This window comes from Cellulomonas bogoriensis 69B4 = DSM 16987 (genome assembly GCF_000767165.1).
In the GTDB taxonomy this organism is placed as follows: Bacteria; Actinomycetota; Actinomycetes; order Actinomycetales; family Cellulomonadaceae; genus Actinotalea; species Actinotalea bogoriensis.
Genome location: NZ_AXCZ01000018.1, coordinates 18,310 through 28,821, shown reverse-complemented (window position 1 = coordinate 28,821; position 10,512 = coordinate 18,310). Strand labels below are relative to the sequence as shown.

Sequence of the window (10,512 nt, the reverse complement as noted above, 5' to 3'; positions counted from 1 at the left end):
CCGACGACCCGCGAGGCTCCTGCGTCCGCACCGGTCGACCTCGTGTCGATGCTCGAGGACGACCCGACGCCTCGTCCGGTGCCGGGTGCCGAGGACGGTGTGGGCGCGGCCGTCGTGACGGCGGACCCGGTGGACGCGGCCCCGTGGGTGCCCGTGCCGGTGCCCCGGCCGGCGTACACCCTGAAGCCGGCCGCTCCGCGCCGCGAGCCGGCCCCCCTGGTCGTCGAGGAGCGCGGCGTGGCAGAGGCCACCGAGGCCGGTGCGGTGCCGACGGTGGAGCGGGCTGCCCCGCCGGAGACCGGCGGTTACGACCTGGATGCCATCCTGGCCCGTCGGCGTGTGGTGGGTGAGTGACGCGGTGCCTCGTGGTCACGGGCGCCGGTGGTGCGTCGAGGCCCCCCCGGGGTGCTAACCTGTATCCCGCTCGAGGGGCTGTGGCGCAGTTGGTAGCGCGTCTCGTTCGCAATGAGAAGGTCAGGGGTTCGAATCCCCTCAGCTCCACCCGTGTGATGAAGCGGGGCACCGTGTGACGGTGCCCCGCTTCGTCGTCTCCAGTGCCGTAGGTGCCGGGGGTGGCGTGGCTGTCGCGGCATCGTGGCGCTCGTGGATACGCTTCCTGGAGGACGGCTGCCGGTGCTCCGTCCGGGAGGGGGTTCGGTGCCGACGGGACGGTCGTCCATGGCGGGTTCGGTTCCGGTCGTGCCCGCTCCTGTGCACGTCTCGCGCAGCCCTGGCAAGGCCACGTTCCTGCTGTCGGGCATGAGGGTCGTCAGCGACCCGGACCCGGTCGCTGTCGGGGTGGCCGTCCTGGTGGCCACCCGTGTCGGTGACCTGGGGGGCTTCCCCGTCGCTGTCGTGCAGGAGGACGACGGTGAGCCGGGTGCGGTGGTCCTCCAGCTGGTGTCGGACCCGTTGGACGCGGGGCTGCCTGTCGCGCTGGACGCCGAGCGCAGCGCCGAGGCGTACTCGCTGGAGGTCACTGGTGGGCGGGCCGTGGTGACCGCGGTGCGCGGTTGTGGCCTGCTCCGTGGGGTGGCGACCTTGAACCAGTTGGCACGCCCGGTGCGGGTCCCGACGCCCCGCACGCGGGTGCCGGGTGGTGCCGACGACGGACCGGATCCGGTCGTGCCGGACGGCGCCCCGCCCTGTGAGACGCACGTCCTGGTCCCGGCGGTGCGTGTGACGGACCATCCCCGGTACCTGTGGCGGGGTGTGGCGTTGGACCCGAGGGGTCACGAGCTCACCGTGGACGGGGTCGCGGGCGTCCTGGCGGTGATGTCGTCGCTGAAGCTGAACGTGCTGCGCCTTCCGGTCGACCGCGGGTGGGACGAGGAGGGGGGCCGCGCCGGCGCCGCGACCATCGGTGCGGTCCTCACCCATGCCGCCGCCCGGGGCGTGACGGTGGTGCCCGGGTTGAACCTGGCCCTGTGCGGCCCGGACCAGGTGGATCAGGTCACGAGCGTCTCGCCCGGCCCCTGGGTGGACCTGTCGGCCGGGTGGTCCGCGGCGTCGGCGGCGGTCCGTCGGGACGCCCTGGGAGTGCTGGGTGCGGCCGGCAGACGGGTCGTGTGCCGGGCGTGCCCACCCGGGGAACGTCTGCCGGCGGGGTCGGTGGTCCTGCTCGACGGCACCACGTCCGCGCCGTTGACCGAGGGCGTGCTCGGCCTGTCCTCGTGGTCGGACCAGGAGCCGGACCTGCGGGCGACCTACCTGCGAGAGCCGTCCACCGAGCTGCCCGAGCTGACGGTGCACACCACCGCGGGTGCCGAGCTGGTCCTCACGGGCCTGGGCCGCGGTGGGGTGCGGGATCACCTCGAGGCGTTGACCGTGGTCGCCGAGGTCGGGTGGGCGGCCCCGGCACGCCGCTCCTGGGACGCGTTCTGCAGCCGGCTCACCGCGCAGGGCCTCACACCCAGCCAGGCAACCACTGGTGCAGGCGCCACCACCGGTACGAGGTGACCGCCCCGGTCCAGGACGTCCAGAAGAACGCGGAGACCAGCAGCACGAGCACCACACCGGTGACCACGACCCGCCGGACGAGGGCCGCGCGACCGGGCTCACGCGCCCCCCATGCGAGAAGTCGTCCCACCCCCCACGCCAGGCACATGACCAGCCACGGGGTGATCACCACGACGTAGAACGCGAAGATCGTGCGGTGGGCGTACAGGAACCACGGCAACCATCCGGCGGCGATCCCGCTGAGCGCGGCGAGGGCGACACCGTCCCGGTGACGGACCACCCACCACACGCACGCGAGCACCGCGACGGAGCCGAGCCACCACAGCAGGGGGTTGCCCAGGGAGGTGATCGCCCGCGCGCACGCGTCGGCCCCGCACATGGCCTGGGCGGGTTCGGGCTGCTCGAAGAAGAACGCGGTCGGGCGCAGCTGGAGCAACCACCCGGCGGGGTGCGCGGCGTAGGGGTGCTCGGTGGTCAGGCCGGTGTGGAAGCCCCACATGTCCTGGTGGTACTTCCACAGCGACCGCAGGCCCTCGGGCAACCAGGTGAGCCCCTCCCCGGGGTTGAGCTCGGCCCACCTACGCCCGAAGCCGCCCTCGGTGCGCAGCCACCCGGTCCACGAGGCGAGGTAACCGATCAGCGCGGCGCCCACGACGGTGACGAACGCGAGCGGGCCGTCGCGCAGGAGCGCGGCCTGCCACCACCGTCTGATCCCCGCCCGGTACCGGGTGGAGGCGTCCCAGCCGACGGTCAGGAGGCCGAAGACCGCCAGGAACCACAGGCCCGACCACTTGGTGCCCACTGCCAGTCCGAGCAGGAGCCCGCCCGCCAGACGCCAGGGTCGCCACCACGACCACGGCCCCCACAGGGCGGGGGCGCGCGGGGGCGCGGTGCCGGGGGCGAGCCGGCGGCGGGCGTGGTCCCGGTCCAGGAGCAGGGCGCCGAACCCGGCGAGGACGAACAGGGTGAGGACCCCGTCGAGGATCGCGACGCGGGAGTGGACGAGTGCGGCACCGTCCACCGCGATCAGGAGCGCCGCGAGCCCTCCCAGCAGGGTGGAGGACATGAGCCGCCGCCCGATCCGTGCGACCAGCAGCACCGTGACGATGCCTGCGAGCGCGGTGCCCAGGCGCCACCCGGCGGGCTCGTCGGCGCCGGCGAGTCGCAGCCCGAGCGCGATGACCCACTTGCCGGCCGGCGGGTGGACGACGTAGGCGGGGTCGTCCAGGTAGGTGTCCACCTGACCGGCGTGGAACGCCGGGTCCGGGTCCTCGGGCCACTGGGCCTCGTACCCGAGGTTCAGCAGGGTCCAGGCGTCCTTGACGTAGTAGGTCTCGTCGAACACGAGGGTCTGGGGCCGTCCCAGGTGCACCAGGCGCAGGACGGCGGCCAGCGTGGTGACCGCCAGGGCGAGCAGCCACCCGTCGGCGCGTTCGGCCAGGTCCCGGACCTGGGCCCACCGTGAGGGCCCGGGTGGTCCCGGCGCTGCCTCGGGTGGGTCGGTCGTGGTCGTCGTGCCTGTGCCCCCGGTGGCTGTCACGCGGTCATCGTAGGGGAGGGGCGTGGCCGGGGTGGGTGCCGCGTAGCCTGCAGCGCATGAGCACCGGTCGGATCGTCCTGGCAGCCACCCCGATCGGTGACGTGGAGGACGCCTCGCCACGGTTGCGCCGCCTCCTGCAGGACGCGGACGTGGTCGCCGCCGAGGACACCCGCAGGTTGCGGGGTCTGCTGACCCGGTTGGGGGTGCAGCCCTCGGGACGGGTCGTGAGCCACCACGAGCACAACGAGCAGGACCGCGTGGGTGACCTGCTGGAGGTGGCCCGCGGGGGTGGGACGGTGCTGGTGGTCAGCGATGCGGGTATGCCGACGGTCTCGGACCCGGGCTTCGCCCTGGTGCGTGCGGCGGTGGACGCGGGGGTGCCGGTGACCACGGCGCCGGGCCCGAGCGCGGTGCTGGCGGCGCTGGCGGTCTCGGGCCTGGCGACCGACCGCTTCTGCTTCGAGGGGTTCCTTCCCCGGCGTGAGGGTGAGCGGGAGGCTGCGTTGGGCGGGCTGGTGGGGGAGGCCCGCACGATGGTGTTCTTCGAGGCGCCGCACCGCGTGGCCCGCACGCTGGCGACGATGGCGCGGGTCCTGGGTCCCGACCGGCCCGCAGCGGTGTGCCGTGAGCTGACCAAGACCTACGAGGAGGTCGTCCGGGGTCCGTTGCAGGACCTGGTCCGGTGGGCGGGGGACGGTGAGCCCCGCGGTGAGATCTGCGTGGTGGTCGCCGGGCGCCCCGGTCCGGCGCAGGTGCAGGTGCAGGACGTGGTGGGTGAGGTGCTGGCGCGGGTGGACGTCGGGGAACGCCTCAAGGACGTCGTCGCCGAGGTCGCCGGGGCGACCGGGGTGGGCAAGCGTGACCTGTACGCCGCTGCCCTGGCGGCGCGCGGCCGCTGAACCGAGACTGGGTCGGGAACGCCGTCGAAGGAGTTTCCGTGCCCCCACACCTGCCCCCGCACCTGCCCGCCCACCCGTCCGCAGGCCGGCTCGCACGGCTGGCGACGATCAGCACCGTGGCTCTGCTGGCCCCGGTGCTGGTGGTCGCCTGCGGGCCGGAGCCCGAGGCCACCCCGACGGTCGTGGAGCCCACGGACGAGGTGCAGCCGACCGACCGGCCGGCGGACCCCGACCCGGCCGGGGAGGACTTCCCGTCGGGCCCGCGTCTGGCTCCGGCCGGGTCCGACCCCGAGGACGTGGTGACGGGACTGTCCGTCCCGTGGGGGATGGCGTTCCTGCCGGGCGGTGCGGTGCTCCTCACCCAGCGTGACACCGCCGAGGTCCTGCTGCTGACGGCCGAGGGGCTGCAGGTCCTCCAGGGCCCGGGCGCCGACGAGCTGCGTGAGGGGACCGACCCCACGGGTGAGGGTGGTCTGCTGGGGGTGACGGTGTCGCCCGACGTGGCCGACGACCGGTGGGTGTACCTGTACCGGACCACTCCCGCGGGCAACGAGGTCGTCCGTACCCGTCTGGGCGCCGACCTGACGCTCGGTGGGCTGGAGGTCGTCGTGGACGGCATCGCCGCGGCCGCCACCCACAACGGGGGCCGGATCGCGTTCGGCCCCGACGGCCACCTGTACGTCGGCACCGGTGACGCCGCGCAGCCCGGCCTGGCGCAGCAGGAGGAGCCCGCCGGTGCGATCCTGCGCGTGACCGCCGACGGCGAGCCGGCGCCCGGCAACCCCGAGGACGGCAGCCCGGTGTGGAGCACCGGGCACCGCAACGTCCAGGGCCTGGCGTGGTTGCCGGACGGGCGCATGGTGGCCTCGGAGTTCGGGCAGGCCGCCTACGACGAGCTGAACGTCATCGAGCCCGGCGGCAACTACGGGTGGCCGGACGTGGAGGGCATGGGCGGCGAGGACGCGGGCTTCGTCGACCCGGTCCTGGTGTGGGCGCCGGCGGACGCCTCACCGAGCGGCATCGCGGTCCTGGACGGGGTGGTCCACGTCGCCTCGCTGCGTGGGCAGCGCCTGTGGGCGGTCCGGGTGGAGCAGGACGGCACGGCCACCGACCAGGACCACCTGGTGGGTGAGCTGGGGCGGCTGCGGGACGTGGTCGCCGGGCCCGACGGGGCGCTGTGGGTGCTCACCGGCAACACCGACGGGCGTGGCAGCCCTGCTGAGGGTGACGACCGGCTGGTGCGGCTGCAGCCCCCACCACCGCCGCAGGACTGACGCCGCCCGTTCCGGTCGGGTCGGGGTCAGGCCTGGTCCGAGGTCACCAGCTCGACGCCGGCGCTGCGCATCTCCGCCCGGGCGGCCTGCCCCAGCTCCGGCGAGACCGGCACGGTCAGGTCGGTCAGGACCCGCACCTGCCACCCGTGCTCGAGCGCGTCCAGGGCGGTGGCCCGCACGCAGTGGGACTCGGCGATCCCCACCACGTCCACGTGGGTGACCTGCGCGTCCCGCAACGCGGCCGCCAGGTCCCGGCCGTCCTCGTCCGTGCCACCGAACCCCGAGTACCCGGCGTCGTACCGGCCCTTCTTGATGGTGACGTCGGCCTGCACCTCCCCGAGCGCGGGGTGCAGCTCGGCCTCGGCGGTGCCGGCCACCCCGTGCGGGGGCCAGCTGTCCACGTAGTCCGGCTCGTCGCTGAAGTGCGACCCGGGGTCCACGTGCCAGTCCTGGGTCGTGGCGACCAGGACGTACCGGTCACGGTGGGTGCGCACGTGATCGGCGACCCTCGTGGCGACCGCGTCGCCGCCGGTCACGCCCAGGGCGCCGCCCTCGCAGAACGTGGGCTGCACGTCGACCACGAGCAGTGCTCGTCGCTGTGAGGTGTCCATGCCCTCCACACTAGGTGCCCGTCCCGCGCCCGCCAGTGGGTGACCGGTGCCCGCCCGGGGTGGTCGAGGTCACTAGGATCGCCCGCATGTCCCGCATCCTCTCGGCGGTCGCGTGGCCCTACGCCAACGGACCCCGCCACATCGGTCATGTCGCCGGCTTCGGCGTTCCCTCCGACGTGTTCAGCCGGTACATGCGCATGGCGGGCCACGACGTCCTCATGGTCTCGGGCACCGACGAGCACGGCACCCCGATCCTGGTGCAGGCCGACAAGGAGGGCGTCACCGCCCAGGAGCTCGCCGACCGGTACAACCGCGTCATCGTCGAGGACCTGGTGCGCCTGGGCCTGTCGTACGACCTGTTCACCCGCACCACCACGGCCAACCACCACGCCGTGGTCCAGGAGATGTTCCGTACCGTCCACGCCAACGGGTACATGGTCGAGCAGACCACCAAGGGCGCGATCTCCCCCTCGACCGGCCGCACCCTGCCCGACCGGTACATCGAGGGCACCTGCCCCCTGTGCGGGTTCACCGAGGCGCGCGGGGACCAGTGCGACAGCTGCGGCAACCAGCTGGACCCGACCGAGCTGAAGGACCCGCGCTCGCGGATCAACGGCGAGACCCCGCGGTTCGTGGAGACCCAGCACTTCTTCCTGGACCTGCCCGCGCTGGCCGGTGAGCTGTCGCGGTGGCTGGACGGCCGTGAGGGGTCGGGCACGTGGCGCCCGAACGTGATCAGGTTCTCCCGCAACATCCTGTCCGACATCCGTCCGCGCGCGATGACCCGGGACATCGACTGGGGCATCCCGGTGCCGCTGCCGGGGTGGGTGGAGAACCCGACCAAGCGGATGTACGTGTGGTTCGACGCGGTGATCGGCTACCTGTCGGCGTCGATCGAGTGGGCGCGGCGCATCGGTGACCCGGACCGTTGGCGTGACTGGTGGAACGACCCCGAGGCGTTGTCCTACTACTTCATGGGCAAGGACAACATCACCTTCCACTCCCAGATCTGGCCCGCGGAGCTCCTCGCTGCCGGTGGCCGGGGGGACCACGGGGGCGAGCCGGGCACGTACGGCACGCTGAACCTGCCGACGGAGGTCGTGTCCAGCGAGTTCCTCACGATGGAGGGCAAGCAGTTCTCGTCCTCGCGGGGCGTGGTCATCTACCTGCGTGACGTCCTGGCCCGGTACCAGGTGGACGCGCTGCGGTACTTCATCTGCGCCGCAGGGCCGGAGAACTCCGACTCGGACTTCACCTGGCGGGAGTTCGTCACCCGCACCAACTCCGAGCTGGTCGCCGGGTGGGGCAACCTGGTGAACCGCACCGCGTCCATGATCGCGAAGAGCTTCGGCCAGATCCCCGCGGCGGGGCCGTTGACCCCGGCGGACGAGCACCTGCTCGGGACCGTCCGGGCCGGTTTCGACTCCGTCGGCACCGCGATCGGTCGCCACCGGCAGCGCCAGGCGATCGGTGAGGCGATGCGCATCGTGGGGGAGGTCAACAAGTACGTGACCGACCAGGCGCCGTTCAAGCTGAAGGCGGACCACGAGCGTGAGCGTCTGGCCACCATCCTGCACGTGACCGCGCAGGCGGTGTGGGACTGCAACACGTTGCTGGCCCCGTTCCTGCCGCACTCGTCCACCCAGGTGCACCGGGCGCTGGGTGGGACCGAGGAGTTCATGCCGATGCCGCAGATCGTGGAGGTCACCGACCTCGACGACGGCCGCCCCTACCCGATCATCACCGGTGAGTACACCCACACCCCGCCGTGGGTGAGCACGCGGGTGCCGGTGGGTGCCCCGGTGGCGAAGCCGACGCCCATCTTCACCAAGCTGGACGACACCGTCGTGGAGGAGGAGCTGGCGCGGCTGCGGGGCGAGCCGGCCGGGGTCGGCGAGGACTGAGGTGGCGCGCTCCAAGGACCGGTCCTGGCCCGAGGACCCGCAGGCGCTGCCGGCCCCGGTGGTCGACGACCACACCCACCTGGACACCGTGGCCCCTGGCGCGACCGGGTTCGACGGGGGCTCCGGGGCGCCGGGCGTCGCCGAGCAGATCGCGCGCGCTGCACGTGTCGGCGTGACGCGGATGGTGCAGATCGGGTGCGAGCTGCCGTCGGCCCGCTGGACGGCGCAGGTGGTGGGGGAGCGCCCCGAGCTGGTGGGTGGCGTGGCGCTGCACCCGAACGAGGCGCCCCGGCACGCGGGGGTCGTGGAGGTGGGGCCGGACGGGTTGGAGCCGGCCCGGGCGGGTCACCACGAGGTCCCGCTGGCCGAGGCGCTGACGCAGGTCGCCGACCTCGCCCGTGACCACGCCCGCATCCGTGTGATCGGCGAGACCGGGCTGGACCACTTCCGCGCCGGTGAGCGGGGGCGGGAGGTGCAGCGGGAGTCGTTCCGGGCGCACATCGCGATCGCCAAGGAGCTCGACCTGGTCCTGCAGATCCACGACCGGGACGCCCATGAGGAGGTCGTGGAGGTCCTGCTGGCCGACGGTGCACCGGCGCGCACGGTGTTCCACTGCTTCTCCGGTGACGCCGCGATGGCTCGCGTGTGCGCCGAGCAGGGGTGGTACATGTCGTTCGCGGGGCCGGTGACGTTCGGCAACGCACAGGCGCTGCGGGCGGCGCTGCGCGAGGTCCCGACGGCGTTGCTGCAGGTCGAGACCGACGCGCCGTACCTGACGCCCCACCCCGTGCGGGGCCGGCCCAACGCCCCGTACCTGCTGCCGCACACGGTCCGGGCGGTGGCGGCCGAGCGCGGCACCGACCTGGCCGAGCTGTGCCGGGCGTTGTCGTCCACAGCCGAGGACCTCTACGGGCCGTGGTGACCGCCGGGCCGTGGTCGGCCGTGGTCGGCCGTGGTCGGCCGGTGACGGGTGAACCCTCGGGTGGACGGGACGTGCGGGCCTACCCGTCTTCGTGTCCTGTCCGTTACATTGCCGGGGTGGGTGTGCCCTGTGCCACGGGACCGGGGCGGGCGCCCACCTGGTCCCCCCACCAGTACCTGTGACCCCGACGGACGGATCGCTCGTGACCCAGCACCCGCGACGGACCCGGCACCGCTGGTCACGTGCGCGGGTCCGCCTGGTGGGCCAGGCGCTGGTCCTGGCCGTCGTGGTGGGTGGCACCACCGCGTTCGCCGGCCTGCACAAGACCGTGGTGCTGGACGTGGACGGCGAGCGCCGCACCGTGACCGCGTTCGGGCGCACGGTCGGTGACGTGCTGGGGGCCCACGGGGTGGTCGTCGGTACCCATGACGTGGTGGCCCCGGGCCCGGGTGAGACCCTCGCACGGTCTGCCGAGGTCGTGGTGCGGCACGGTCGCCAGGTGGTGGTCGAGGTCGACGGCGAGGAGCGGTCGTTGTGGACCACGGCGCTGACCGTCGGCGAGGTCCTTGCCGACCTCGGCCTCAGGGACGAGCAGGTCCGCACCTCGGTGTCCCGGTCGGCGCGCGTGGACGCGGCGGGGATGATGCGGTTCTCGACGCCCAAGACGGTGCACGTCGTGGTGGACGGCCGACCGGCGGCCCTGACGACCAACGCGATGACCGTCCGTGAGGTGCTCCGGGAGGCCGGGACGGTCCTGGGGCCGGACGACACGGTCTCGGTCCCGCTGGATGCGGCGGCGGTCGACGGGTTGCTCGTGATGGTCACCCGGGTCGATGCGGTGACCCGCTCCGAGACGACGACCCAGCCGTTCGAGACGGTCGAGCAGGAGGACCCGCGGCTGCTCGAGGGGCGTGAGGTGGTGGTGACCGAGGGCCGCGAGGGTCTGCGGGTGCTGACCTACGTCGCCAAGGAGGCCGGTGGGGTCGAGGTCGGGCGGACCGTCCTGGCCGAGGTCACGGTACGGGAGCCGGTGGACCGTGTGGTGCGCGTCGGCACCATGGAGGAGCCCGACCCGGTGGTCGTGGACGTCGCACCGGGTACGTCGCGGGCGATCGCCCTGGAGATGGTCCTCGCGCGGGGATGGGACGAGGCCCAGTTCGCGTGCCTGGACAGCCTGTGGACCAAGGAGAGCAACTGGCGGGTCACGGCCGAGAACCCCTCGAGCGGCGCGTACGGGATCCCCCAGTCGCTGCCGGGCTCGAAGATGGCCTCGGCGGGGTCGGACTGGCGGACGAACCCCCGCACCCAGATCACGTGGGGCCTGGGCTACATCGCCAACCGCTACGGGAACCCGTGCGGGGCGTGGGCGCACTCCCAGGCCCGCAACTGGTACTGATCGGGAC

Annotated in this window: 8 protein-coding genes, 1 tRNA gene and 1 pseudogene; 8 read left to right on the top strand and 2 right to left on the bottom strand. The window is 73.5% G+C overall.

Going from position 1 to position 10,512, the window contains the following annotated elements; genetic code table 11:
• The 3 genes and pseudogenes from N869_RS03445 to N869_RS03435 form a co-directional block, all read left to right on the top strand.
• A pseudogene (locus tag N869_RS03445) lies at positions 1 to 354 on the top strand (hypothetical protein); the annotation flags it as partial.
• A gap of 74 nt (positions 355 to 428) precedes the next feature.
• Positions 429 to 501: transfer RNA gene (locus N869_RS03440), tRNA-Ala, on the top strand.
• A gap of 198 nt (positions 502 to 699) precedes the next feature.
• Positions 700 to 1,959 carry a glycoside hydrolase family 20 zincin-like fold domain-containing protein gene (locus N869_RS03435; RefSeq protein ID WP_198025944.1) on the top strand — a complete coding sequence of 420 codons (1,260 nt, stop codon included), beginning with the start codon at positions 700 to 702 and terminating at the stop codon, positions 1,957 to 1,959.
• Here the strand turns inward: N869_RS03435 and N869_RS03430 are convergent.
• Positions 1,907 to 3,499 carry a dolichyl-phosphate-mannose--protein mannosyltransferase gene (locus tag N869_RS03430; protein ID WP_052104926.1) on the bottom strand — a complete coding sequence of 531 codons (1,593 nt, stop codon included), beginning with the start codon at positions 3,497 to 3,499 and terminating at the stop codon, positions 1,907 to 1,909. The two genes, N869_RS03435 and N869_RS03430, sit on opposite strands and share 53 nt — an antisense overlap.
• A gap of 56 nt (positions 3,500 to 3,555) precedes the next feature.
• Between N869_RS03430 and rsmI the strand changes: the two genes are divergently transcribed.
• Positions 3,556 to 4,398, top strand: coding sequence for a 16S rRNA (cytidine(1402)-2'-O)-methyltransferase (rsmI, locus tag N869_RS03425; RefSeq protein ID WP_035057855.1), 843 nt, complete (start codon positions 3,556 to 3,558; stop codon positions 4,396 to 4,398).
• Between the two features lie 38 nt (positions 4,399 to 4,436).
• Entirely contained in the window at positions 4,437 to 5,672 is a 1,236-nt protein-coding gene (locus N869_RS03420) for a PQQ-dependent sugar dehydrogenase (RefSeq protein WP_232229593.1), read from the top strand.
• A gap of 26 nt (positions 5,673 to 5,698) precedes the next feature.
• Here N869_RS03420 and N869_RS03415 read toward each other — a convergent pair whose 3' ends face one another.
• Positions 5,699 to 6,283 carry an isochorismatase family protein gene (locus tag N869_RS03415; protein ID WP_035057852.1) on the bottom strand — a complete coding sequence of 195 codons (585 nt, stop codon included), beginning with the start codon at positions 6,281 to 6,283 and terminating at the stop codon, positions 5,699 to 5,701.
• Positions 6,284 to 6,369: 86 nt separating this feature from the next.
• Between N869_RS03415 and metG the strand changes: the two genes are divergently transcribed.
• The 3 genes from metG to N869_RS03400 all read left to right on the top strand — a co-directional run bounded on the left by metG (position 6,370) and on the right by N869_RS03400 (position 10,505).
• Positions 6,370 to 8,187 carry a methionine--tRNA ligase gene (metG, locus tag N869_RS03410; RefSeq protein ID WP_035057849.1) on the top strand — a complete coding sequence of 606 codons (1,818 nt, stop codon included), beginning with the start codon at positions 6,370 to 6,372 and terminating at the stop codon, positions 8,185 to 8,187.
• Position 8,188: 1 nt separating this feature from the next.
• Positions 8,189 to 9,109: a TatD family hydrolase gene (locus tag N869_RS03405; RefSeq protein WP_035057846.1), complete on the top strand. Its 921-nt coding sequence runs from the start codon at positions 8,189 to 8,191 to the stop codon at positions 9,107 to 9,109.
• Positions 9,110 to 9,311: 202 nt separating this feature from the next.
• Positions 9,312 to 10,505, top strand: a complete 1,194-nt coding sequence (locus N869_RS03400) for an aggregation-promoting factor C-terminal-like domain-containing protein (RefSeq protein WP_035057887.1) — start codon at positions 9,312 to 9,314, stop codon at positions 10,503 to 10,505.
• Positions 10,506 to 10,512: the final 7 nt, after the last annotated feature.

Coding starts and splice junctions, on each gene's coding strand:
- rsmI (WP_035057855.1), top strand. CDS start 3,556: ATGAGCACCGGTCGGATCGTCCTGGCAGCCACCCCGATCGGTGACGTG.
- metG (WP_035057849.1), top strand. CDS start 6,370: ATGTCCCGCATCCTCTCGGCGGTCGCGTGGCCCTACGCCAACGGACCC.
- N869_RS03415 (WP_035057852.1), bottom strand. CDS start 6,283: ATGGACACCTCACAGCGACGAGCACTGCTCGTGGTCGACGTGCAGCCC.